Below are 25,722 nucleotides of genomic sequence, written 5' to 3'. Positions count from 1 at the left end.
TCTTAACATAAGAATTCCTCTTCCTTTATACTCCAAAAAAGAGATGATGATTGATATGACCACTTCTAATCAGCGATATATTCCGTTTATAACAAAATTAATAGTCTCAGTGGCAATCTTTGCTGTATGCTTCCTCATTTCAATGGTTTTCGGTGCAGCAAATACCACTGTAAAAGACGTTTGGTTTGCCATTTCGTCTTTCGATACAGGTGAAAAAGTGACCATCCTTCAGGAAATTCGTTTTCCGCGTGCCGTCGCTGCAATCTTTGTCGGCGCAGCCTTATCTGTTTCAGGGGCCATCATGCAGGGAATGACGCGGAACCCTCTTGCAGACCCTGGGCTGCTGGGATTGACTGCCGGAGCGAACGCCGCACTTGCCATCACCCTTGCCTTCATCCCTTCCGTGAATTCACTTGGAATAATGATTGCATGCTTTATCGGAGCGGGGACTGGAGCTCTAATGGTATTCGGAATCAGTTCCATAAAAAGGGGCGGATTCTCCCCGCTTCGGATTGTTCTAGCGGGCGCAGCCGTATCGGCTTTTTTATTTGCGATTGCCGAAGGTACCGGCCTTTTCTTCAAGATTTCAAAAGATGTATCCATGTGGACTGCAGGAGGTTTGATCGGTACTACATGGGGGCAGCTGCAAGTGATTGCCCCGTTCATTGCGGCTGGGATCATCGTTTCCCTCTTCCTGTCCAGACAGTTGACAATCCTCAGCCTAAATGAAGAAGTTGCCGTGGGATTGGGACAGCGAACGGCTTTTGTCAAAACGATTCTATTCATCGTCATTATTTTATTGGCAGGTGCTGCGGTTGCATTGGTAGGGAATATGGTCTTCATCGGACTGATGATCCCTCATATCGTACGTGTGATCACCGGTACAGACTACCGGTTCATCATACCTGTCTCCACCCTGCTTGGAGCATCATTCCTGCTGCTTGCAGATACTTTGGGGCGGACCATAAACGCACCTTACGAAACTCCTGTAGCAGCTATTGTAGCAATGATGGGATTGCCTTTCTTCCTGTTCATCGTTCATAAAGGAGGGAAAGGTTTCTAATGATACATCCTGATTTAGTAAAAAAACAAAGACTGCTAATTGCGGTGCTGTCGATTTTAATTATTGTAACTGCTTTTGTAAGTATTGGATTGGGGTATTCATCGGTATCTTATGACCGTTTAATCCCTACACTTCTCGGGAATGGAAGCTTCAAAGAAGAATTCATCCTATTTTCGATCAGGCTGCCGAGGATCATCATTACCGTTCTTGCCGGTATGGCCCTTGCCCTATCCGGCTCGATCCTGCAGGGAATCACCCGTAACGATTTAGCCGATCCTGGTATCATCGGGATCAATTCAGGAGCCGGGGTATCAATCGCGATTTTCTTTTTATTTGTCCCAATCGATGCCGCCTCCTTTGCATACATGCTCCCGATTGTTGCTTTCGTTGGGGCTATGATCACTGCCTGCTTCATCTATTTATTTTCATATAGCAAAAGAAATGGTATACAGCCTGTACGCCTGGTACTGGTCGGTGTAGGATTCTCGATGGCCTTCTCAGGACTCATGATCATACTGATCTCAGCCGCCGAACGTCAAAAAGTCGACTTCATTGCCAAATGGCTTGCGGGAAGCATCTGGGGAACTGACTGGCCGTTCATTTGGGCGATTGTCCCTTGGCTTGCAGTCCTTATACCGCTCACACTCTATAAATCTCAAATGTTGAATCTGCTTGGGTTAAGTGAGCCGGTCTCTGTAGGTGTCGGTATTTCCATCAATCGAGAACGTTTTCTTATGCTGATCGTTGCAGTGGCTTTGGCCGCTTCCGCTGTCTCCGTCACGGGCGGGATTGCCTTTATCGGGTTGATGGCGCCTCATATGGCCAAAGCATTAGTAGGGCCCCGTAACCAGATGTTCATACCGGTTGCCATTTTACTCGGAGGCTGGCTCTTGATGCTTGCCGATACAATCGGCAGAAATATATTGGAACCGGACGGGATTCCTGCCGGGATCATGATTGCATTGATAGGGGCACCTTACTTTATGTATTTGTTGTTGAAGAAATAGATATAAGACTTTGATTCTGGAACAAAACTTATTCGAACAACTTAAGTGTAGTCAATTCATGCCGCTATTGACTTCCGTGCAAGACTTCGCTTTCCGCAGGAGTCTTCGTCTTGCACTCCAATCAACCGCTAGAACAAGTTAAAAAAAATGCCTATTTTTATTAAAACCAATAAAAAATCCGAACTCATTCTCATCCTTCTTTAAAAGAATTTGAAATGATTATTCGGATTTTTTTTCGAATAAATCTCTAATTTCCCCACTTTCTTAATGCAAAATTATCTCCCACCCATCTTAATTAAATACCCCCTACAAATGTGGACATGAAACCATGTCTATACAAATATATTAGTAACAACTACTGAAAGGAGTTGTTATGATGTTATCCTCAATTGCAGATCGAGTCTCAAGAATTGTCCAGCGTTACTTGCCGGATGCCTTTGTCATTGCAGTTCTCCTTACATTATCCGTTTTCATAGTTGGGTTCGTGATGAATCCCCAAGAACCGATTACGCTTGTTAAATCATTCGGGGACGGATTTTGGGTATACCTAACATTCACCATGCAGATGGTCCTGCTGTTATTAACTGGAATGGTGTTAGCTGCTGTCCCTGTGATCAAAAGAGGGCTGGAATCAATCGCCGGCCTTGCCATTACTCCTTCTAAAGCTTATGTTCTTACATTTGTCGTCTCTGCTCTAGCTTATTATATTAACTGGGGACTCGCTGTTGTAGTGGGGGCTATTTTCGTCAGGGAAGTAGGAAAGCGTAATCAACAGGCACATTTTCCCCTTTTAGTTGCAGCTGCCTATTCACCAACAGTTCTTTACACGGCAGGATTGTCAAGCTCGATTGGATTGACCGTCGCAACCAAAGACCATTTCCTTGCTGATGTAATGGGTATCATCCCAACTTCCCAAACAATCTTTCATCCATCCACCATGATTATATTTACCGTTTTATTCATTACCATGCCGATCGTCATTTGCCTCATGGCCCCTAAAACCAATATAAAACCTTATCAAGTAAGAGAAGTCACAGTAAAAAAAGAAACGCTTCTACAAGAAGCCGATACACCTGCGTTAAAATTAGAACAAACACCAATTTTAGGGATCCTCAGTGGTGCTGTCGGATTGATTTACGTAATCAATGAATTTATCAATGGAAGAGATTTAGACTTAAATATTATTAATCTACTGTTTCTTTCTCTTGGTCTAATCTTGCATCGTTCTCTCGGTCAATACGGCAATGCATTTAAAGAGGCGGTTGGTTCCACTTCCCCAATTATCTTGCAATTCCCATTTTATGCAGGAATTATAGCTGTTCTTTCAAGTTCAGGATTAGGTCAATCGATCATTGACGGAATGGCTTCAATCGCTAACAAAGAAACATTTGATGTATTTACGTACTGGTCAGCAGGGCTTGTAAATATTTTAGCTCCATCCGGAGGCGGTCAATGGGCACTGCAAGGTCCCCTTCAAGTTCCGGCAGGCATGAAACTAGGAGTAGATCCAGCAGCGATCGCCATGTCTGTAGGGTGGGGAGATGCATGGACAAATCTGATTCAGCCTTTCTGGGCATTGCCTATCCTGAGTATCGTTGGTCTTCATATTAGACATATCATGGGTTATTGCTTCTTACTTGCCATATGGGTAGGTGCCGTTACAACCATCCTATTATTCTTCTTATATTAAAAAACAGGTGATACCAGGATATCCGGTATCACCCTTATTCTTTTATCTCACAGTCACATGAGGCTCTTGTCCTCTTTCCCTTACTTCCATTTCATCCTCTTTTACAGTCTTTTTACTCCAGAAGGTTGCAATGATCGGTCCTGAGATGTTATGCCAGACGGCTGCTATTACACTTGGTAGTGCTGCGAGCGGACCGAAATGGGCGGTTGCAAGGGCTACTCCAAGACCCGAGTTCTGCATACCAACTTCAATCGAAATGGCACGTCGTTTGCTTTCATCCAATTTCATCAGGACACCTGTGCCATAGCCCAGCGCCAAACCAAGAATGTTATGCAGCATCACGGCTGAAAAGACCATGAGCCCTGACGAGGCAATATTCTCGACGTTGGCAGAAACAACTGCTGATACAATAATGATGATCGCTGCCACTGAGATCAGTGGAATTACATTTAAACTTTTTTCAACAGTCCCTGGGAACAGATTTTTGATAAGCAATCCTAGCGTGATTGGTATGATGATCACCTGGACAATGGACAGGAACATGGCATAGGGATCAACCGGGAGCCACTGTCCGGCTAACGCCAATAAAATTAGAGGAGTGGCTAATGGCGCCAGCAGTGTTGAGAGCGACGTCATCGCAACCGATAATGCTAAATTCCCTTTTGCCAAATAGACCATAACATTCGACGCAGTCCCTCCTGGAACGGAGCCTAACAGCACCAAGCCTGCCGCAAGCTCATTCGGCAGATCAAGCAAGAACGCAATCCCGAATGCCCCGAGCGGCATGATGATGAATTGAGCAAGGACCCCCGTTATGACAGGGAGCGGTTTTTGAAGAACAAGCTTGAAATCAACCGGCTTTAAGGTCAGCCCCATTCCGAACATGACGACACCGAGAAGGATCGTGATATAGCTTCCTAACGGTAAAAATGGGGAAGGAATAAAATAGGAGACCGCTGCCACAAGAATGACCCAGATGGCAAAATACTTTCCTGCCAGATTACTGATGATTTCTAAAAGTCTCATCCTACTTCCTCCTTTGTCATATGGATCAATTTATTTGGATTCAAGAGTCCCGAGGGGTCAAGGGCATCCTTAATGTTTTTCATGACCTCGAGAGCTCCCCCATGCTCCCTTTGCTGGTATTTCATTTTTCCTACACCTACCCCGTGCTCTCCCGTACAGGTTCCGTTGCGCTCAAGGGCATACTCTACAATCTGTTCATTGAATGCCTCGGCTTTTTTAACTTCTTCCGGGTCGTTCAGGTCGATCATGACGAGAGCATGATAATTTCCATCGCCCACATGGCCGAGGATGCCTCCCGTAAGACTCAGCTCATCAAGCTTTTTGCGGGCAGATTTAATGGCGCCGGATAATTCAGATATAGGTAAGCACACATCGGTTACCATCATCTTTTTACCTGGATTACCGTGTACATAGGCATATGCGAGATTATGCCGCGCATCCCAAAGCTTATTCCGTGCTGCTTGGTCTTCCTCGAAATGAATCTCCTCACACCCATGATCTGAAACAATTTCTTTCATGAAATCCACATCCTGCTTCAGGCCGGCTTCATTACCATGAAACTCAAGAAACAAAGTCGGCTTTTCTATGTAATCGGTATCACTGAACAGGTTCACCTGACTCATCGAAGCCTCGTCGACCAGTTCGACCCTGGCAACCGGAATTCCAGCCTGAAGAATCGATACAACCGCTTCGACTGCATCATCGATATGGGGAAATGAAGCCCTCGCAGCCAGGATGTGTTCAGGTATTCCATATACTCTCAATGTCAACTCAGTAAAGCATCCAAGCGTCCCTTCAGATCCTACAAATAAGCTGTTCAAGTTATAGCCTGATGAGGATTTTCTGGCAAGATTTCCTGTATGGATAATGTCCCCTGATGCCAGAACCACCTCCAAATCCCTCACCTGATCTCTCATGACCCCATATTTTACAGAGGTTGTCCCGCTTGCATTCGTGGCAGCCATACCACCCAGGGTCGCATCTGCTCCGGGGTCCACTGAGAAAAATAATCCGTATTTCTTTAATTCTTTATTCAACTGTGAGCGAGTGACACCCGGCTGCACCTTTACTAAAAAATCCTTTTCCCTTACCTCCAGGATTTTATTCATTTGTGAAAAGTCAATGCTAATCCCCTTGTTATAAGGAATGACGTGACCTTCAAGGCTGGTACCTAAACCAAACGGGATGATCGGAGTGTCATAGGACCTTGCCAAGTTAACAACCTTGCTTACTTCCTCTGCACTCTCAGGGTACACAACAATATCAGGAGAGAAAGGGTGATGATATGATTCATCCTTCCCATGTTGTTCCAAAACCGTTTCATTTGTAGTTACTTGATGTCTTTTCAATACTTCTTTTATTTTTAAAAGAAGCCCGTTATCTTTTACTGCCATCCTTCTCTCCTCCTCAGGGAAAAATTGTATAATGTATGCAATTATACATAATAATCTGAATTTTTCAATAGCACTAAAGTTATTTTTATACACTCACTCAGCTTTACTATTTGTGAGTACTTCAATAAAAATAGAAGCCAACTATCAAACTTTTCATAATTATAGAGTTTGAAAAAATCACTTCAAGGGAAACAAATCATTAATTACTTAAAAATAAAGGGAGGAAAAGAACATGAAAACATTAACCCTTAAACTTGAGTATTCTCCGGACTCTTTAACTGCTGATGAAGTGAAGGAACAAGTCAAAACCAAGCTGGAAAGCACTGATTTAAAATTGGTTTCTTTAAGTGAAGACTCTCAATCCACAGATTCTTCTTACGATAAAATGCATTCTTCCATGCCCGATCAACCGAAAGAAGCTGATCCAGATGTTAATTCTACCGGTGCAGGGGGAATGGTTTCTCCAGACTCAAGCGGATATCCGAATAAAAAGTAACGTTAAAAGGACAAGGAAGATGTTATTCCTTGTCCTTTTCTTCATATTATTGCAGCATGGCTTCCTCAATAAATTCAGTCAGTCTCAACTGGTATTCTTTTTCCTCCTCTAAAAAGCCTTCCGTATGACCGACGTCTGGAATGATCCATAACTGTTTCATGCCGGACGTATTTTCATATAACCGAGAAGCCATTTCTGAAGGTACGAGTTCATCTTTGTCACCGTGGATGATAAAGAGCGGCAAATCATTTCTCTTTTTCTTGACTTGATTGAGTGCTGATGCTTCTTCAAATGAAAATCCAGCCCGTACTTTAGTGACCAGGCTCGTGATATCCATCAATGGAAAAGATGGCAGATCATATAGATATTTTAATTGATGGGCCACTTCCTCTTTCACAGAGGTATATCCGCTATCTGCAATAATTCCCCTTACTTCCCTTGGAAGCTCCTCGCCGCTTGCCATTAGGACGGTAGATGCTCCCATTGAAAAACCGTGTAAAAAGATAAATTTCTCTTTCTCATCCTCTACTAAATAATCAATCCACTTTTTTAAATCGTTACGATCGTGCCAGCCATAGCCTATATATTCACCTTCACTCTTACCGTGACCCCTGGCGTCAGGCTTTAATATGTTAAATCCCTTTTCATAATAGTATCTTGTTACTTCCGGCAATTGCTCGTTATTACCTTTATATCCATGAGCTAAAATGACCGTTTTCCCATTTGGTGCATCATTTTTTAAATATCGTGCACTCAGGGTCAATCCATCGTCACTCTGTATCTCAACTTCTTCGAAATCCTGTTTCTCCGTCCAGCTTCTCAGTTCCTGCAATCTTTTCTGTTCTTCTTCCAGTGCGCTCACCGCTTCAACCGCTTCATCTGACCCGTAAAGCGTAATTGCCTCATCATTGCGGTTGATGGCCACGTTGTATATATAATTTGCACCACCGACAAGGACGATAACCGATATTAAGAGAAGCCAGCCTAATGTTAAGCCGATTCGTTTTATCATATAGGTTTCTCCTTCACTACTATACTTATATTCTTTAAAATGATACCCCGTAGTATTTCACTAGAAACCTGTCAGTTTCAGGGAACTGCCTTATACAAAGAAAAGCACCCAGAAATTCTGAGCGCTTCTCGTAAACACATTATTTCTTCTCTAATTCTTTTACCCTTTTTTCAAGTTTGCCTGCAATCGATAAGGCACTGATCGCTACCCCAAGTGAACCAACGGCAATGGAAAAAGCAAATATCATACTAGTTTCCACGTTTACTCATCCTTTCTCTTGTAAATTCCATTCTCCTTTTTCGATTCAAATCTCATTTATACAGTCACATCAATCTTCTCTTTCCAACGATTAACAACAGCCATTTTAAGGAATTCGGTTTGACTTCCATAGATACGGATCACATCCTTGATTTCTTCTGCGAGATATTTTTGATTGCGATTGTTGGCCAGGGATGGATAACCGGATCCACGCTGCAGATAATCAGAAGAGGCGACTGAATACCACTTCTCTTCGTTCAAAGGCTCGCCTCCTATAAAAACCTCATGGACCTTTTTACCATCATGAATGATTTCTGCACCCGACACATGCAGGCGTCCGACGAATTTCCCCCTGAATCCCGGTCCCTTCCCATCATTCAGGCATACACCGGCATCCAGCGATTGCTCAAGCGCTTGCCGCAAATCCTTTCCTTGTATCTCGAATGAAGTAGGATTCAATGGCGAAGGACAAACCTCTATCAATTTCTTATTCGATATATGTCCGAAGATCCCGGCATTCGCAATCCCGCTGTTCATCAGTCCGATATCACATTTCAGCATATCCCTTACACCATCAGCGATTATGTTGGTTAGAGGATTCTCCTCAATCACATCATGCCAAAGTGGTTTTTCGATCGTGTAGAGCGGCTTGCTCAACACTTCTATCGCTTTTTCTTTATTTCTACTTAAAATGGAGAGGACTCCTTCATCCAGGGGAGCATCTTTCGTGGCTGTATTTTGGGAATTCAACATTTTCACACCAGTATCACTTACTTCTATTTCGATCATCCCTACATATTCTCCATAACAGCCTGCACTGTTTATAATCGTATTGTTCACCACTTTTGCATGTGGATAGACTTTATGGTCATGGGCAGATAGAATGATATCAAGACCTTCTAATTCATCCACGAGAACTTCATCCACAAACGTTCCAAGGTGATTGAGAAGAATACAAAGGTCATATTTCCCTTCATGTCTTACCATTTCTTCTTCAATTGCTTTTTTATAATCTGTCATATGTACACCCAGACCATCACTGAAATCCTGCATGTCAGGAGATGCACCAGTAATGAGGATGCGAAGACCCTTTTTCTCAAGGATGATACTTGAACATACTCCCTCGATCCTGGTCCTGTCTCTTTTAAGGAGATTATTACTGATGAATGGAACAGGGCTGTTCGATGCCATGTGCTCAAGCGTATCAACCCCATTGAACATTTCATTGTTACCGATAGTCAATGCATCATACCCGGCATACTCCAAAAGCTCAATGGCTGCCATGCCCCTTGTACCCTGCAGTTCAATGCTCTTAAAATCTGCAAAATCGCCTCCATCAAGGACCAAAGCATCCTCGTCTATATTTTCCTTGATGAGTGATACAGCTTGAGAGAATGCGTCAAAGTGACTGTGCAAGTCATTCGTATGGATTATTTTCAGTCTCATAAATACCCCCAACTTCTCTTCTTTTCAGAAAACTCTATACCTCAATAGTAAATGAATGACGGAAGCTGTTAAAGGATTTTTTTGGAAAATTGTATTAAAATATGAAAACTTGAGCTTTATGCGCACCTCCTCATCCCCGACTGCATACGCTTCTTCAATCAACAAATGAGTTACAAGCCGACTTGTATTAATCAGTGATTTTTTTGCTTGTTAAACCAGCATTGACACCTTTGGACATCAGCATATAGAATATTATCTAATATTTATAAACCATGCACATTGCTTCACTCGTATAATCTTGGAGATATGGTCCATAAGTTTCTACCAAACTGCCGTAAATGGTTTGACTACGAGAGGGAAAAGAGCTGCTTTATGCCCTTTTCATATTTATTATTCCTCTTCAATGTCAAACCCTTGGTATATCAAGGGTTTTTTATTTTGCTCTAGTTTCGGGAAAGCTGCACAAAGAATGCGTCCCTTCCCATTACACTCATACCAATAAAGGAGGAATAGTATGCAACTCGATAAAAATTCTTTAAAGAAACGAATAGCTGTTGCGAATCACGAAGTTCCAGCAGATATCGTGATAAAAAATGGAAAAATCATAGATGTTTTTAATCAAGAAATACTGGAAGAGGACATTGCCATATGCGACGGAGTCATTGTCGGGATTGGAGAATTTGAAGGGAAACAAATGATTGATGCGGTGAATCGCTATATTTGTCCTTCCTTCATTGACGGTCACGTGCATATCGAATCATCAATGGTGACCCCGGCCGAGTTCTGTAAAGTGGTTGTCCCCCACGGAGTGACGACAGTCATAACAGATCCGCATGAAATCGCAAATGTAGCCGGCAAAAAAGGGATTGAATTTATGTTGGAAAACTCAAAGGAAATCCCTCTGGATGTTTTTTTCATGCTTCCATCTTCTGTCCCTGCGACTCCCTTTGAAAATTCAGGAGCAGAGCTGACTGCTAATGACCTTGAATCATTTTATTCACATAAACGGGTATTGGGATTGGCAGAAGTGATGGACTTCCCCTCTCTCCAAAACGGGAATGATTCAATCATCGATAAGATTGCTGACGCTTCCCGGCATAAGGGGAGGATTGACGGACACCTGGCTGGATTGGGTCCGGATGCAGTCAACATGTATAAATCAGCCGGCGTGACGACCGATCATGAATGCCATACTCCTTCAGAAGCAAAAGAACGCCTGAAACGGGGAATGTATCTTTTGATCCGTGAAGGTTCGGTTGCCAAAGACTTAAAGTCACTCATATCGGTCGTGACAGAGAGAAATGCTCGGCGGTGTTTATTCTGTACTGATGATAAGCATATCGATGATTTAACCGGGGAAGGCAGCATCGACCACAATGTACGCCTGGCAATCAAGGAAGGTCTCGACCCACTGATTGCCATCGGGATGGCGACAATCAATGCTGCCGAATGCTATGGGTTATCAAATAAAGGGGCCATCGCTCCAGGATATGATGCTGACCTTCTGTTTTTGGATGATTTGGACTCTATAAAAATATCTGAAGTCTATAAAAAGGGGAAGCTGGTTGCAAAGTCCGGTAAATATGTCGGTGACACCATCCCACGACCTGCTCCGGACCCTTCATTGACTGATACAGTAAACATACCAGAAATGACAAAAAAAGAGATCGAAATCCCGATTAAACATGCTGGTAAAGCCCACATTATTGGAATCATACCGAATCAGCTCCGTACAACGAAATGTATTGAGACAGTCGATGTAGATGATGGATACTTTTCCCCTTCGGTTTCAAACGATCTATTAAAGATATGTGTGGTGGAAAGGCATAAGCAAACCGGCAATATCGGAAAAGGAATTGTGAAAGGATTTGGGATCAAGGACGGAGCCATCGCCACTACGGTAGCCCATGACTCTCATAATATTGTTGCTGTCGGGACCAATGATGGCGATATCCTAAAAGCTATCCATTCTTTAAACGTTATCAGCGGAGGGCTCGTGGTGATCAAAAGTGGGAAAGTGATCACTTCGCTTTCACTTCCAATCGCTGGGCTACTATCAAACGAAGACTCCAATGCCGTTTACAACGGGCTGGCGGAGATAAAATCCGCCTTATCGGAAATAGGATTTACAGGAAGTTTCAATCCTTTTCTCACGTTGTCATTTCTGACTTTACCTGTTATTCCTTCTTTAAAAATCACTGATTTGGGACTGTTTGATGTAGAGAACTTTCAGCATATTTCAGTGGAAGGTGAATAGTATCAAATTGATAAGACCCATTTATGATAAAAGGCCAGTACCTCACTTAACGAGGCACCGGCTTTTTATGATGGAGACTTTACTGTTCATGTTGTCATTCCTTCAGAAAACTTGTTCAGCAAAAAAGAGCTTTCATTCCATGGTGATCCCGGAACAAAAACTCATTTAGGTTTCATTTGTCTCTTCTATCAGTTCTGTGTATACGACAAGTCTTTCTACATAATTGTTTATGTCTCTATCAAAATATCCTGTGCATGTGATAAGATTCAACATCCGTTTATCGGTTGGGCCGAAGATTTTCCGAAGAGGTGCGTCATCTTTTTGATAGGCTGCTTTGTCCCTTACGACAAACGTAAGCCTTTCCCCGTTCTTACCAATAAGATAAATTTCATCGCCTATCTCCAATTCCTTCAACCTAAAAAAGACTGCCGGTGCTTTTTCATCATCCACATGTCCTGCAAAAACCGAATTTCCCGCTTCTCCGGGCTTGGATCCAGGTTCAAACCATGCAACATCGTCGCCGTTTTCCGGGAGCTCCATACTCCCTTCATCATCGAGGCCGAATTCTTTCACAGCGGCTTCAAGGTCAAGAGCAGGGATTGATAGGACAGATGGATTGATACCTGCCTCTTCTTCCCTTACTTCATCTGAACTTCCAACCGTTTTCGAAGGTTGAACTTTTTGGACAGGTTGTACAACGGACATTGATGATTTCTCCTTTTTTTGAACCAATTGAGGCTCTTCTGCAGAACATCCTGCAAGAAGAGCCGTCAAAAGAATCCCAGTTACACGAAGCTTCATTACTTCACAAGCTTCCTGCGAGCCACAAACAGGATAGCTGCTCCGCCGAATACAGCAGATGCCAGAATGATAGGAAGCGTAGATGCAGATTCTTCAGCAGTTCCTCCCATCCCTGTTTCAGGCATACTTCCCGGCATGAGCGTGTAGTCTTTCAGGACAAGCACTTCCAACTGATCAGCAGTGTTGATGGCAAATACGCTGTACACTGTATTTTCCTCTAACATGGTTCCTGAAAGATCTAATACTTGTTCACCTTGGGGAGTTCTGATTTCAAGGTCATACGTGCCCGGCTCCAGCTCTTTATAATCTGTAATTGCCTTAAACTCCGCTCCAGAGAATAATGCGTCCCCTCCGATTGGCCCTACATCAACAACCGGTGCATCAGGGGAAAGATGTCCTACACGGAGTTTCGTCATTCCTTCTGTGACTTCCATTGAATCCTGTGCCACCACAAGCTCTAAATTTTCCAATGTATTAGCTGCTGCAACTGTATAAGCCATCCCTGCTTCAACAGTAAGGGTTTGGGAGATGACCGGTTCTTCACTCCCCATTGTTCCGGCAGCATAAATTTCCACCTTATGTTCTCCGGCAGGCAGGTTCATGTAATCCGTTGCCGCTTTGAACTCAGCACCTTCTACAACCGCTTTATCATCTACAAAAACGTCTACAGCCGGTGCATCAGGTGAAGCATGGACGATGCGTACCATTGCATCATTGTCGGCAGCAAACGCACCGCCAGCAAGTGACATCATCAAAATTGCAGTAACAAAAATCGAGAAAATCTTTTTCATCTTTTCCACTCCTTTTTATTTTGTACAAGTTTTGTAATACCCTTGTAAACATACTGTACAATCATTAAACAGAATGTTCAACTATTAAACTGCCATTTCAGCACATTGGGAAAATACAGGCTGCACAACCCCTGGTATAACAGGAATTCGACAAATGAAATGCTTCTATTTGATAGGAAGCGTTGTTACATTGAATACCTTGTTTTGTAGTGATTCAAAAAAGGGCCACTCTTCAATTTGAAGAGTGACCCTAAGCTTAATTCAGATTTTGATTTTGATTTTCATTATCTTCATTTGTATCATCTTGCCTGTCAGGCTCAGATATGTTTTTTCCTGCTGCGCTTTCCCTTTCACCGGTTTGGGAAATGACAGGCTGATAGTGTCTTTCAGGTTTCCTGTCAGCGTATGACCGTAACAATTCACCCACATCGATCCCGGTCATTTCCTTCAATGGCTCCTGCATATCAAGCATTGTCCTTGTAATGCTCTTACCGAATGAAGGGACACCCTGCCCATTGCCTGAATCAATGATTTTCACAGAATCGATATTGTTTAACGGCTGTGCAATCTTTTCAGCAAATACAGGCAGCATTTCGATCAGTTTTTCAGTGATGATGACGTCCCCGTGCTTTTCCATTGCTTCAGCGAGCAGTTTACGTGCTTCCGCTTCTGCCTTACCACGCTCTCTGATGACATCCGCTTCAGCAGATCCTTCTTCCCTGCGGATCTTGGCTTTTGCTTCCCCATCGATTTCTGCTTTACGCGCTTCTGCTTCCGCTTTACGGGTCGTTTCATAATATTCTGCGTCTGCCTTCGTTTGACGCACTTTCGATTCTTCCGCTTCGAGTTTGACCGCTCGCTCGCGCTCAAGGAACTGGAGCGTCAATTCTTCTTCTTTTACTTCTTTTGCAAGCTTCGCTTTTTCAAGTTCATACGATTGCTCGGATTTCGCCCGGGCACGTTCTGTTTCTTCTTTAAATGCCGCATCCTTGATGTCCTTTTCCTTCTTGGATTCGGCAATGGAAATTTGACGCTTATACTCTTCTTCCTTCGCTTCCTGATCCGTCTGCGCGCGGTGAATCCGCGTTTCACGTTCAGTGTTTGCCTCGGCGATTTCTGCCTGCTTGCGTACTTCCGCGATACGCGGGCGTCCAAGGTTCTTTAAGTATCCATTTTCTTCATCGGCATCACGTATATCCGTCAAGCCGAGAGAAGTGATTTTGAAGCCCATCAGATCAAGCTGTTTCTGCGCAATCTCCGATACGTCGGCGTTGAACTTCTCCCGGTTGCTGTTGATGTCCTCGACGGTCATTTTTGATAAAATGGCCCGCAGATTACTTCCTAATACCTCAATAATTTCATCTTCAATTTCTTTTTGATCTTTACCAAGGAACTGCTCTGCATAATTGGCAATCCCGTTTAATGTATCAGCCACTTTGACCATCGCGACCGCATCAGCAACGATCGGGACCCCTCCGTTTGTGTAGACACGCGGAGTCGACAGCTTCAATTGGAAAGACGTAAGATTGACAGGTGTGCTGGTCTGGAATCGTCTCAGACGGTATCCTCCACCCCTGATGATCTTCATGGAACGTCCTTCCTGATCGGTAAAGATATTCGTTTCTTTCTCTGGATCCCCGAGTTTCGGACCCGTGATGATCAAGGCCTGATTGGACTTTGCCGTGCGGTAACGGAATCGCATCCAGAAATAATACCCGATTCCCGCAATTGCCGCTACAATCAATACAGGAATAAGGAACATAATGACACCAATGACAGTTAAAGAACCCATTCTTACATACCCCCTATTAATTTTTTGCAGTAATATTTTTTCTGCTATTAAACTGGTTATATGACTATCTACGGGAGAGGATCTGTAAAGGTTTCATAAAATTGGTAAAAAAGTCAGCAGGTTCTCTTTTTTCTGACAAAATGAATGTTAATGACGTCGAATATGGTAGAATAAAAGCGTTCACAATTTCATTATTGCTCATTGGTGAAGAGGATGTCAGTAGACCCTCTTCTTAAAAGGGAAGCTGGTGAGAATCCAGCGCGGTCCCGCCACTGTAAGGCTGAGATTTCTTATGAAGCCCACTGTTTCGTCTTCGGAACGGGAAGGGATAAGAAGTTGACGAAGCCGAGCCAGGAGACCTGCCAATCGGGAAGAACACAGAGTTCCTACGGGAGATAGGAGGGTGTTGCGCTTTATGGAACGACAAACGAGATTTCAATGGATCCCGATCGTTCGATTGGAATAGCTGCATCTTCTTTCAAAAAGGAGATGCATTTTTAATTTCAAGACTTATGGGGAGATGAAAAAAGATGGAGCAAGCTTATCCAGTTGAACGTTCACGCACGATCCAAACAAAATTGGTGCTGCCGCCGGACACGAACCACATGCAAACGATCTTTGGAGGAAAGGTATTGGCTTTCATTGATGAAATTGCGGCACTGTCAGCCATGAAGCATTCCAGTTCCGTGGTGGTCACGGCTTCGATCGATTCGGTTGATTTCCTTTCTTCTGCAACTGTCGGAGACGCGCTGAGCCTCGAAGCGATTGTGACTTCTACAGGAAGGACGTCAATGGAGGTTTATGTAAAAGTGTACTCTACCAATCTATTGACTGGTATCAAGACGTTGACGACAGAATCATTCCTTACCATGGTTGCAGTGGATGAAGACGGGAAGCCAAAGCCTGTACCGAAAGTGATTCCTGAAACGGAGGAGGAAAAAAGATTATTTAACACCGCGGTTCTGCGTAAGGAGCATAGGAAGAATCGGGCTTTGATTAAATAGGGATGGGGTATGAACAGACATCTGTTCATACCCTCTTTAACATCTTGATTGGTATCAGCCTTACCAATAAAGAAATACAGAGCATAAGATGACGGCTATCCATGCAATGGATGCAACCAGCCCTACTCGTAGCAGGTCCTTATCTGTAAAATAGCCATATGAGAAGCTAATCAAGTGTACAGGTGACTGGGTAACAAGGAAAAATCCAGGTACGCATGCAAGAAATACCGGCATTGCAATATGCATAGGTGATAAATCCGGAATCGTATGTCCAATCGTCACACTTAGGGGGAGCATGATTGTCAAAAAACCTAAGATATTCACGAATACGACTCGAATGACACTCGTGCATATAATTAAGACAAGTATGACAACCCAAGGTGGATGACCCGAAAGGATACCATTTAATCCAGCTGCCATCCAATCAATCGTATCTGTTCTAATTAACATCCCTGATACCATCAATGTAGAAGCGAAAAAGAGCATCAAATCCCAATCTATTGACTTTCTAGCTTCATCCCAATCCCATACCCCCACAAAAGGGAACACGGTAAAGCAAGCACCCATTAGGCCGACTTGAGGAATTGAGTACCCATGTACAGGCTGTGCAATCCATAAAATCAAGGTTCCCGCGATTATACACATAATTTTCTTTTCATTGATGCTCACTGGCCCCAACTCATCAATCTTCCCCTCAATTAACGTTAATAACAGCTTACGGTCTATTTTTTCTGGAGGAAAAACAATTAAAAATATTCCCCATAGGATCACAATAAACAGAAAAACAGGAATCCCAAATAGTTCAAACCACTTTAAGTAGTTCAGAGTGGGAGAAACTTCACTCATGATCCCGAAAGCATAAATAGTAGAACTGGCTCCAGTGGCAACAAAGGCACCTGAAATCGCAGCTAGATAGGCAACTCCTATGAACAGGGATTTGCCTAAATAACCGACATCCCCTATTTTTCTTAAACTTTTCATCAAACTATCCAGAACAGAGGACAATAAGCTCCCTTTCCCTACATTAGATGGGATAAGGACAGACAATACAACCATGAGTAAAAAAGAGATGAAAATCAATGCCTTCCCGGAACCCCTGGAGAGTTTTAACATATAGAGGGAAACCCTGCCCGCAAGACCTGTATTAATAAATGCCGTTGAGATAATAAACGTTGAAAACAAGAGCCAAACGATACCCGAACTAAAATAACTCAATGTTTGTTCGTAACTGAAAAAGTGAAATGAAAGAAGTAAAATCAGCAAAAGTGAGCTGAAGGCAAGCGGAAAGACTTTGCCAATCCATAATACCTGTATGATGATGAGGGCAGCGATTGCCTTCCATTTTTCATCCCAATCAAAAAGAGGTAAAAAAAACAAACCATATAAAAAGATTGAAATAACCAGTAAGAGTTGTTTTTTCATTTCCATTACTCCCATTCACCACTCAAAGGAAAAAGTCACCGAAAAACAGGTGACTTTCTTTCTTTTCAACCAATCAAGTTCGATTAATGATCTTTGAGTCCTGCTTATTGCTAAGTGCATAACGAGCAGCAGCGGAACCTGCCAATTTTCCATACACTGCACCTGACATCAATCCTGAGCCGCCAGGATAATTATGATAAAAGATTCCGCCAACCATTTCTCCTGCAGCGAAAAGCCCGGACAGTGGTTTATTATCTCTATTCAGTACTTCTCCGAATGAATTAACACGCAGCCCGCCAAATGAAAACGTAATACCGCAAGTTACCGGGAATGCATAGAAAGGTCCTTCTTCAATCTTTAATGCCCAGTTCGTCTTTTCTGGTGTTATACCAACGGTCTTCTTTCCATCTTTCTCAGTTGGATTGTATTCTCCATCTTGTACTGCCGCATTATAATCTTCGATTGTTTGAAGAAATTGCTTTTTATTTACTGACAACTGATTAACCAGTTCCTCCAAAGTCCCGCCTTTATAATAGGTCGCTTCTTCCAGATCATATTCCTTTCTTAGCAGCGGACGTACTTGGGAATCATAAATTTGATAAGCAACATGACCGGGCTGTTTCAGAATTTCCCGTCCGTACTTAGCGTACGTATAATTCCGGAAGTCTGCACCTTCATCTACAAACCGTTTTCCTTCATTATTCAACATGATACTAAGGGGATAGGAATGTTTCTTAAAGATATCTCCCGGCTTATTGAAGTCACCAACTTTTGGTGCATGATAATCCGTTCCGATTGAATGGCACCCGGAATATTCACCAAACTTCTCTGCTCCAACAGCTGCTGCCATTGAAATTCCATCACCTGTATTATATTCTGTGCCGCGAACGATTGCCGCTTCCCATTCTTTACCGATATATTCATTTCGAAGCTTTTTATTTGCTTCAAAACTCCCGCAAGCCAAAACAACCCCGGTTGATTCCACTGTCATCCTATTTTCACCCTGCTGGACGACGACACCGCTTATTTTTTCGCCTTTTTTTAATAGCTCAACTGCAGCGGTCTCATACCAGATATCGATCCCCAGCTCCTCTGCACGGGAAAAAAGCTGCTTCATTAAACCAATACCTTTATTTTCGGTCTTAATCGGCAGTCCTCCCCAGAATTGTCGTTTGCCATCCTTTTCATAGGACTGATTATCATAGTTAAGTTCAAATTTCACTCCATGCCCTTTCATCCAGAGCAGCGTCTCAAACGAACGATCAACCAGCTGTTTTGCCAGGTCAGGCTGACTTTCTCCTTTCGTAACGCGCATGATATCTTGATAATAATCATCTTCATTGTACTCCGGCATGACGATAGCTTCGGCTTCCTCATCCGAGAGATCGGTTACAACTTTACGGATATCATCTAAATGATGATAGGCCACCCTGATCGCCCCATCCGTAAAGAATGAATTTCCGCCTCTTTTATGCTTGGGACCTTTTTCAAGAACCAACACTTCCGCTCCTTCTTCACGGGCTGAAATGGCTGCACATAAAGCTGCGTTACCTGCCCCAACTACAACTAAATCAAATGATTTTTGGTTTGGCATCTATTTGTCCTCCTATTCATTACATATCTTTTGATATCGGGTTTACAGGATCTCTTCCCCTTTTTTTAAGGACCTTAATAAGCAATGGATAAAAGAGGGATAAAAGAGTTAATACAGTTAATCCAATTGCAATCGGTGTATCAAAGAAGATACCCAGACTTCCATTCGATGAGAGTACTGCCATCCTAAAGTTCTGCTCCATATCAGCTCCGACAATCAATGCCAGTACAAGCGGAGCGATAGGAAAGTCCATCACCTTCAGGAATAAACCGAATACTCCGAAAATTAATAACAGAAAGAAGTCCACTGCACTGTAACTGAGTGTGTAGGTTCCGATAAAAGCAAGAATCACAATAACCGGATATAAAACTTTCGCAGGAGTATCAAGAATCTTAACTAATAGACCAACTAGTAAGATATTAATTATAACTAACGCGATATTTCCAATGAACATACTGTTGATCAACGTCCACACAGTATTCGGGTCATTTTCAAATAATAAAGGACCTGGCTTCATACCAAGCATGACAAGGGCTCCGAGCATGACAGCTGTAGTCCCGGACCCGGGGATGCCCATTGTTAATAACGGGATCATGGCACCTACTGAAGCAGCATTATTTGCAGACTCCGGAGCCGCCAGCCCCTCCACTGCACCCTTGCCGAATTCCTCTGGCTTTTTGGAGATTTGCTTTTCTGTCGAATAACTGATCATAGAAGCAATCGATCCCCCGGCACCTGGAAGGACTCCAACCACGAATCCTAGCGGGCCGCTTCTCAGAATCGGCCATAATGACCGTCTCCACTGCGCTTTTGTAAACCAGATCTTACCGACTTTCTTTTTCTCTTTTTTCACTTGATCAATCGTCAAATAGTTGTAAAGTACTTCCCCCACTGCGTATACACCGATAATGACGATTAGGAAATCGATTCCTTCACTTAAATGAGAACTTCCAAAAGTGAAACGATAGACTCCGCTTTGAGTGTCAATACCAACGGTACTGAGCATCAACCCCAGAAACATGGCGATAAAGCCTTTGACCATTTTACCCACCGATAGAGCAACAATGGCTGAGAGAGTCAACAGCATTAATAAAAAGTATTCAGCAGGACCAAACTTCAATGCAAAACTAGCCAGCGGTTCGGCAAGGAAGATAAACCCGATTACAGCCATCATCCCGCCGATGAACGATGCGACTGCCGAGATGGCCATGGCCTGGCCTGCCTGACCTTTCTGGGCCATTGGATATCCATCAAATGTAGCCGCTATCGCCGATCCATCACCCGGGGTATTCAATAGAATCGAGCTCCTCGACCCACCGTACATCGCACCATAATAGATGGCTGCCATTAAAATGATTGCACTGACGGGCTCCATCCCAAATGTAATCGGGATTAATACGGCTACCGCAGTTGCCGGACCCAATCCAGGCAGCATTCCGACTATCGTTCCAAGAAATCCCCCGATTACAACCCACATAATATTAATAGGTTCTAAAGCAGTCGTTAATCCTTGCATAAAGTTGCTTAAATCCATTTAACTCACCTCCTAAGGAAGACTGACTCCTAATAAAACGCTGAATGCATACCATGATAGAAAGGAAAAACATATTGCTACAGCCAGATTCACAAAAACTTTCCTTCCATTTACCGTGAATAATAACGCTGTCAAGAATAGAATCGTAGAAAATAAGAACCCTATCCGTTCAAATATGAAAGCGTAGATACCTCCATATAAAACTGTCAGTCCAATCAATCTAGGTGTTCTGCCTTTAAGTAACAACTTAATTTCCTCATTATGGACATGTAAACTTCTCCACTCCTGATAGAAATAGAAGATGCTGAATATCAGCATAAACACACTTAAACCAATTGGAAAATAAAGCGGACCATTTGGATTCCCAAGATTTGCCTTGGGTAAATTCATGGAACCTACTAAAAAAGAGAAGCTTAATAGGATTAAAAAGATCGGCATTCCCAGTTTGATTGCTCTCATTCACTTCAGCCTCCTTTCTAACATAAGGCGGGAGAAGACTAAGCCAGCCTTCCTCCCGACCTTCCAATCCTGTATTAGTTTAATTCGTTAACCCTGAGCTATTCACAAGTTCTGTATATAGTTCCTCTTGTTCCTTCATGAATTCCTTTGTTTCTTTACTGTCCTTGTAAAAGTCATCCCAATCATTGTTTTCAAGCATTTTCTTCCATTCATCTGTTTTCACCATTTCTCCGATTTTTTCATCCCAATATGCAACTTCTTCTTCCGTCATATCAGGAGGTCCCATGATGCCTCTCCAATGTGGGAATACCATGTCGACACCTTCTTCAGTCCAAGTAGGGACATCATCAAGTCCTTCCAATCGTTTATCAGAAGAAACCGCTAATATCTTCAGTTTCCCTGCTAAATGCTGCTCTTTCACTTCAGATAGAGAAGTTGTGACAGCATCTACATGCCCTCCAAGCAGAGCAGTCACTACATCTCCTCCGCCTTCATATACTAAAAAGTCCAGTTTAGTAGGATCAATTCCCTTCTCACTTGCAGCTTGTACTAATGATAGATGGTCATCGTTTCCGAGTCCTGGACCAACCCCGATTTTGATTGATTTTGGATCTTTTTTCATCTGCTCCAATAAATCTGATGCAGTTTCATACTTTGAATCAACCGGGACTGCCAGCGCCTGCCATTCTGTTGCCAATGTAGCAATCGGTGTGAATTGTTCATGAGACAGATCACTTTGTCCCAGTAATTTATTCGTTAATACTAAACTTGAATTGATTGCCAGATAATGAGCGTCTTTTGTTTCAAGATATTTCCATCCCGCTTCGCCACCGCCGCCTGGTTTATTAATTACATTGATGTTTTTATCCACAATGTCATTGTCACGTAAAACCTTTTGTACGGAACGAGCTGTTAAATCCCATCCTCCGCCTGGAGAGGCTGGAGCAATGATTTCAATATTCTTTGACGGAAACTCCTTCCCTCCTGAAGCAGAGCTTGAGCAGGCAGTCATCAAAACCATTACACAGATAATCATTAATAATCCATACTTTTTCATATTTTCCTGCACCCCTTTTTGTTGTTTGTACTCACCCGAATCATCCCCATGTCAAAAAGGTGAAATACGTTAATTTAATCCTAGTTGCCGAACGTCTTTATGTAAACGTTTTCAAAATATTGTGTTTTAAAAAATTTATGGGTATTTTGTTCATTTTGTTCACAACAGATCTACTTTACGGTCTCCTCTTTTAAACTAATAAGGTCTGCCACATATGATTAAAGGAAATTGCCTTTAACCTGTGCCAGACCTGCTATCAAACTATCTTCTCATTACTCAATCGATATCTTCTTTCAGGGCGGCCGACAATCCCATAAACGTGTTCTACTGAGGCATCCTTTGTTCCCACCAAATATTCGAGATATCTGCGGGCGGTCGTCCTGGATGCCCCCATCTTTTCGCCGACTCTTTCTGAGGTTATTCCTTCTTTCTCTTTTTGCAAAATGTCAGTCACTTTATGAAGAGTTAAATAATCTATTCCTGGGGGAAGATCATTTCTTTTTTCAGCTTCCTTTGATTTTTCCCCACCAAAGAATTGGTCCAGTATTTGCTGGTTTACCTCGCCAGCAGAATCAAGCGTTACTTTTTTTTGAATATATGCATTCATTGCCTCTTGAAATTTCTCCAACATAACCGGTTTAATTAAGTACTGTTCGACTCCATATCGAAGTGCCTTTTCTAAAAATGACTTATCTTTTGCAGCTGTAATCATCATAATGTCAACAAAAGGAAAGTCGGACCTGATTCTATGTAATAATTCAGTCCCCAATTGGTCAGGCATATACACATCAAGCAAAAGCAAATCTACACTTTTTTCATGCAGAATTTCCAATGTTTCTTTAGCATTCATCGCTTTACCAACCAATTCCATCTTATGGTTTTTCGCCAAAAATTCTTCATGTATTTGTGCAACTCGAAAGTCATCTTCCGCTATTACAACTTTAATCATATCTATCCCCCATTTGTTCGTTTGATTTCGGTAAGATTACGGTGAAAACTGTCCCCTCTTCTTTTTGGGAATTCCATTCGATTGATCCCCCAAGTAAGGATAGTTCTTCTTTTACATTTGCAAGTCCGTATCCACGTTGATCGCCTTTAGTAGAAATTCCTTTTTGAAGTATCAGTTGGTCATCAACTCCCGATATCCCTCTTCCGCTGTCCGCTATTTCAAAAATGATATCGTTCCCAATATCGGTCACAAAAAAAGAAACGAACTTGACCTTTTGATCGATTACCGCTTCGAATGCATTATCGATCAAATTTCCAAGTATGATGATAAGAGGTGAAAACCCTATGAAATCAGGAAGTGGATCAAGCGAACTTTCACCATCTATCTGAAAATCTATTTTCTTTTCCGATGCTTTCGCGATTTTCCCTAATAGAATGGCTTGAACTTTCTCATCTAAAATACTTTGAAAAAAGATGGTAGATTGGTATTCTTGCAGATCAGATTCTTCCTTGATGAATGTAATCGCCTCTTCATGTTTACCCAATTGGATTAACCCAAGAAGAACATATAGTTTGTTTTTAAATTCATGGGTCTGAGCCCTTAAGTCTTGCGAATACTGTTGGACTTCCGAAAGGGCATCAACCATTTTTTTTATTTCTGTCCTGTCTCTGAAACTGAAAACCGTACCTACCTTCACTTTATTTTCCATAAGAGGCTGCGCATTTACAATCATCGTCTTTTCCTTATATTGAAGCTCAATGTTAGAGAATTCAAGAGAGGTATTGAGCATATCTGACATTGCCTGAGAGGAAATAACCTCAGTCACCATTTTTCCTTCAACGGCTTCCTGAGTATCCAGCAATTCCCGGGCAGATTGATTCATCATGGTAATGATTCCTTGTTGATCGATTGCCAAAATCCCTTCTCTGACAGATTGAAGAACCGCATTTCTTTCTCTGAACAGGGCACTTATCTGATAAGGTTCCAAGCCAAATGTATCCTTACGTATACTTCTTGCTAAAAAAAGGCTCCCGAAAACACCCAGGATCAGGACAATACCGGAAAGGGCAAGCATCGTACGGATTTCGTACGCAATCTTATTACGAATGGTCTCCATATCAAATTCCACTGTTACGGTACCTTCCACTTTTTTAAAATTATCGTAGCGGATCATGACAGGTACGATCCCTTTTAATACCTCATCCTTCCCTTTCCCAGAATGAATAAGGTCATTACTTCCATACACAAGCGCACGGTAACGGTCCTTACTATCATCACCACCGCTTCCTTGTCCTACAAAACTGACAATCTGTCCATCCCTGTTTTCAATTAGGATAGAAGATGCGTCAACCTGATCGCGAATTTGTTCCGTAACCGCACTTAAGTTTTCTACTGGCTCCTTTTCCCGAAATGAATCCTGGATGACTGGCATATAAGAAAGTGTCTTGGCGGTTTGCATTGCCAAGTTTTCCGCTTGCTCAACGTCCTCCCGGGATTCTCTATATGCAAACATCCAAGTAAGCAGCCCTATTACGATCAGTAAAAGTGAAATGACCAGTCCCAGTATTTTAATTTGGAGTGGTACCTCTAGAAGTTTCTTCATCCTAATACTCCTAATATACTGAATTTTCTATTTTATAAATATATCATATTATGGGAAGATAAATCCGATACTCATTTTATCTAGCAAGAATTTGTATTCATTTATTCAATATCAAGTATTAACCCCTTAGATCCAGCCCTGGACACACATGGAAGAATCGATCCATGTCTTTTCCTATTTTCATCAGTTAAAAACGAATCATAATGGTCTACTTTACCTTGAAGGACTTTCAATTCACACGTACCGCATCTTCCTGTCCGGCACGAATATGGTGCCTGGATTCCTTCTTCAAGAAGTGCATCCAGCAGCGACTGATCTTTACCAACAGTAATGATCTTGCCTGAAGTCAGTTTCACAAGAAAAGGTTGAGATTCCTTTATCTCAGGTGCAGTAAATCGTTCAAAATGAATACTTGCAGAGGGGTATCCGAAGCTCTTTGCTGCCTTTCTAAAATCCTCAATAAACGAATGGGGTCCGCATAAATAAACATGGGTTCCGATAGGGTGCTGAAGCAGGCTCGAAACTTGTAGCCTCTTATTTTCCCCGGAGAAATAAAAGGAACATTGTTGTGGATATTCTTCTTTCAAATAGGTGTAAAAAGGGCAGGACTTTCTGGCTTTGGAAGCATAATGGAGTTCAAAGCTGGAACCTTTTTTGGCGAGCTCCTTCATCATGGCCAGAAATGGAGTAATGCCGATTCCTGCCGCGTAGAAAACATGATGCTTTGCTTTGAAACTAAGGGGGAAGTGATTTTGAGGATAACTGATCCGTAACCTGTCCCCTGCCTTTATGTGATTATGCCAGTAGGCTGATCCCCCTCTTGAATTTCTGCTTAACCGAATGGCGATCCGGTACTCCTGATCATCAGCATGATTCGTCAACGAATACGATCTGGCGATGACTCCCTTTCCCTTTTCGATATACGTCGTAATATGAGATCCACCGCTGAAGAGGGGAAAAACAGCACCTTCTTCCGGAACCAGTGCAAACACTTTGACGTCGGTGCTTTCTTGTTCGATTGATGCCACTGAAACGGGTATCGAGTTAAGTCTCTTCATTTTCCTTCA

Annotated in this window: 21 protein-coding genes and 2 riboswitches; of the genes, 6 read left to right on the top strand and 15 right to left on the bottom strand. The window is 42.6% G+C overall.

Going from position 1 to position 25,722, the window contains the following annotated elements:
- Window positions 1-55: 55 nt before the first annotated feature.
- From ACXAFV_RS21730 to ACXAFV_RS21720, 3 genes are all read left to right on the top strand, one after another.
- A complete protein-coding gene (locus ACXAFV_RS21730; protein ID WP_475129552.1) occupies window positions 56-1,063 on the top strand; it encodes a FecCD family ABC transporter permease in 1,008 nt (335 codons plus the stop codon).
- Window positions 1,063-2,070, top strand: coding sequence for a FecCD family ABC transporter permease (locus ACXAFV_RS21725; RefSeq protein ID WP_475129550.1), 1,008 nt, complete (start codon window positions 1,063-1,065; stop codon window positions 2,068-2,070). Before ACXAFV_RS21730 ends, ACXAFV_RS21725 begins: the two co-directional genes overlap by 1 nt.
- Window positions 2,071-2,446: 376 nt before the next feature.
- On the top strand, window positions 2,447-3,760 hold the full coding sequence (locus tag ACXAFV_RS21720; protein WP_475129549.1) for a short-chain fatty acid transporter: 1,314 nt from the start codon (window positions 2,447-2,449) through the stop codon (window positions 3,758-3,760).
- 42 nt (window positions 3,761-3,802) lie between these two features.
- On the opposite strand, the gene ACXAFV_RS21715 is transcribed toward ACXAFV_RS21720, so the two are convergent.
- Window positions 3,803-4,786 (bottom strand): bile acid:sodium symporter family protein, encoded by a 984-nt coding sequence (locus ACXAFV_RS21715; RefSeq protein WP_475129548.1) that lies wholly within the window; start codon window positions 4,784-4,786, stop codon window positions 3,803-3,805.
- On the bottom strand, window positions 4,783-6,180 hold the full coding sequence (locus ACXAFV_RS21710; protein WP_475129547.1) for an FAD-binding oxidoreductase: 1,398 nt from the start codon (window positions 6,178-6,180) through the stop codon (window positions 4,783-4,785). Before ACXAFV_RS21710 ends, ACXAFV_RS21715 begins: the two co-directional genes overlap by 4 nt.
- Before the next feature lie 232 nt (window positions 6,181-6,412).
- Here ACXAFV_RS21710 and ACXAFV_RS21705 point away from each other — a divergent pair, with 232 nt between their 5' ends.
- Window positions 6,413-6,676, top strand: coding sequence for a hypothetical protein (locus tag ACXAFV_RS21705; RefSeq protein WP_475129545.1), 264 nt, complete (start codon window positions 6,413-6,415; stop codon window positions 6,674-6,676).
- 46 nt (window positions 6,677-6,722) lie between these two features.
- On the opposite strand, the gene ACXAFV_RS21700 is transcribed toward ACXAFV_RS21705, so the two are convergent.
- Together ACXAFV_RS21700 and ACXAFV_RS21695 are read right to left on the bottom strand one after the other, a co-directional pair.
- Entirely contained in the window at window positions 6,723-7,688 is a 966-nt protein-coding gene (locus tag ACXAFV_RS21700) for an alpha/beta hydrolase (RefSeq protein WP_475129544.1), read from the bottom strand.
- A gap of 315 nt (window positions 7,689-8,003) precedes the next feature.
- Window positions 8,004-9,392: a bifunctional metallophosphatase/5'-nucleotidase gene (locus ACXAFV_RS21695; RefSeq protein WP_475129543.1), complete on the bottom strand. Its 1,389-nt coding sequence runs from the start codon at window positions 9,390-9,392 to the stop codon at window positions 8,004-8,006.
- 268 nt (window positions 9,393-9,660) lie between these two features.
- Window positions 9,661-9,762: riboswitch (purine riboswitch) on the top strand.
- Window positions 9,763-9,906: 144 nt separating this feature from the next.
- On the opposite strand from ACXAFV_RS21695, the gene ade reads away from it, so the two are divergent.
- Window positions 9,907-11,649 carry an adenine deaminase gene (gene ade / locus ACXAFV_RS21690; RefSeq protein ID WP_475129541.1) on the top strand — a complete coding sequence of 581 codons (1,743 nt, stop codon included), beginning with the start codon at window positions 9,907-9,909 and terminating at the stop codon, window positions 11,647-11,649.
- 165 nt (window positions 11,650-11,814) lie between these two features.
- Here ade and ACXAFV_RS21685 read toward each other — a convergent pair whose 3' ends face one another.
- The 3 genes from ACXAFV_RS21685 to ACXAFV_RS21675 all read right to left on the bottom strand — a co-directional run bounded on the left by ACXAFV_RS21685 (window position 11,815) and on the right by ACXAFV_RS21675 (window position 15,033).
- On the bottom strand, window positions 11,815-12,450 hold the full coding sequence (locus ACXAFV_RS21685; protein WP_475129540.1) for a class F sortase: 636 nt from the start codon (window positions 12,448-12,450) through the stop codon (window positions 11,815-11,817).
- The gene (locus tag ACXAFV_RS21680; RefSeq protein ID WP_475129539.1) at window positions 12,450-13,241 is read right to left on the bottom strand and encodes a DUF4397 domain-containing protein; all 792 of its coding nucleotides are present in this window, start codon (window positions 13,239-13,241) and stop codon (window positions 12,450-12,452) included. The genes ACXAFV_RS21685 and ACXAFV_RS21680 overlap by 1 nt, the downstream gene beginning before the upstream one ends.
- 256 nt (window positions 13,242-13,497) lie before the next feature.
- Window positions 13,498-15,033, bottom strand: coding sequence for a flotillin family protein (locus ACXAFV_RS21675; protein ID WP_475129538.1), 1,536 nt, complete (start codon window positions 15,031-15,033; stop codon window positions 13,498-13,500).
- Window positions 15,034-15,218: 185 nt separating this feature from the next.
- Window positions 15,219-15,414, top strand: a riboswitch (cobalamin riboswitch).
- Between the two features lie 149 nt (window positions 15,415-15,563).
- On the opposite strand from ACXAFV_RS21675, the gene ACXAFV_RS21670 reads away from it, so the two are divergent.
- Complete coding sequence (locus tag ACXAFV_RS21670; RefSeq protein ID WP_446245756.1) at window positions 15,564-16,037, top strand: acyl-CoA thioesterase; 474 nt, start codon at window positions 15,564-15,566, stop codon at window positions 16,035-16,037.
- Between the two features lie 60 nt (window positions 16,038-16,097).
- On the opposite strand, the gene ACXAFV_RS21665 is transcribed toward ACXAFV_RS21670, so the two are convergent.
- The 8 genes from ACXAFV_RS21665 to ACXAFV_RS21630 all read right to left on the bottom strand — a co-directional run bounded on the left by ACXAFV_RS21665 (window position 16,098) and on the right by ACXAFV_RS21630 (window position 25,713).
- On the bottom strand, window positions 16,098-17,459 hold the full coding sequence (locus ACXAFV_RS21665; protein WP_475129536.1) for an SLC13 family permease: 1,362 nt from the start codon (window positions 17,457-17,459) through the stop codon (window positions 16,098-16,100).
- A 73-nt stretch (window positions 17,460-17,532) separates the two neighbouring features.
- Window positions 17,533-19,053, bottom strand: a complete 1,521-nt coding sequence (gene tcuA, locus ACXAFV_RS21660; RefSeq protein WP_475129535.1) for an FAD-dependent tricarballylate dehydrogenase TcuA — start codon at window positions 19,051-19,053, stop codon at window positions 17,533-17,535.
- Window positions 19,054-19,072: 19 nt separating this feature from the next.
- A complete protein-coding gene (locus tag ACXAFV_RS21655) occupies window positions 19,073-20,587 on the bottom strand; it encodes a tripartite tricarboxylate transporter permease (RefSeq protein ID WP_446245753.1) in 1,515 nt (504 codons plus the stop codon).
- A 12-nt stretch (window positions 20,588-20,599) separates the two neighbouring features.
- Window positions 20,600-21,046 carry a tripartite tricarboxylate transporter TctB family protein gene (locus ACXAFV_RS21650; protein WP_475129533.1) on the bottom strand — a complete coding sequence of 149 codons (447 nt, stop codon included), beginning with the start codon at window positions 21,044-21,046 and terminating at the stop codon, window positions 20,600-20,602.
- Between the two features lie 79 nt (window positions 21,047-21,125).
- Window positions 21,126-22,103 carry a tripartite tricarboxylate transporter substrate binding protein gene (locus tag ACXAFV_RS21645; protein ID WP_475129532.1) on the bottom strand — a complete coding sequence of 326 codons (978 nt, stop codon included), beginning with the start codon at window positions 22,101-22,103 and terminating at the stop codon, window positions 21,126-21,128.
- A 256-nt stretch (window positions 22,104-22,359) separates the two neighbouring features.
- On the bottom strand, window positions 22,360-23,052 hold the full coding sequence (locus tag ACXAFV_RS21640; RefSeq protein WP_475129531.1) for a response regulator: 693 nt from the start codon (window positions 23,050-23,052) through the stop codon (window positions 22,360-22,362).
- Entirely contained in the window at window positions 23,045-24,655 is a 1,611-nt protein-coding gene (locus ACXAFV_RS21635; RefSeq protein ID WP_475129529.1) for a sensor histidine kinase, read from the bottom strand. Before ACXAFV_RS21635 ends, ACXAFV_RS21640 begins: the two co-directional genes overlap by 8 nt.
- Before the next feature lie 101 nt (window positions 24,656-24,756).
- The gene (locus ACXAFV_RS21630) at window positions 24,757-25,713 is read right to left on the bottom strand and encodes a PDR/VanB family oxidoreductase (RefSeq protein WP_475129528.1); all 957 of its coding nucleotides are present in this window, start codon (window positions 25,711-25,713) and stop codon (window positions 24,757-24,759) included.
- Window positions 25,714-25,722 lie beyond the last annotated feature (9 nt).

The sequence above is a fragment of the Rossellomorea sp. ABR4_012 genome, from assembly GCF_056159545.1.
The sequence above is the reverse complement of the archived record's forward strand: the minus strand, read 5'-3'. Positions and strand labels throughout refer to the sequence as shown.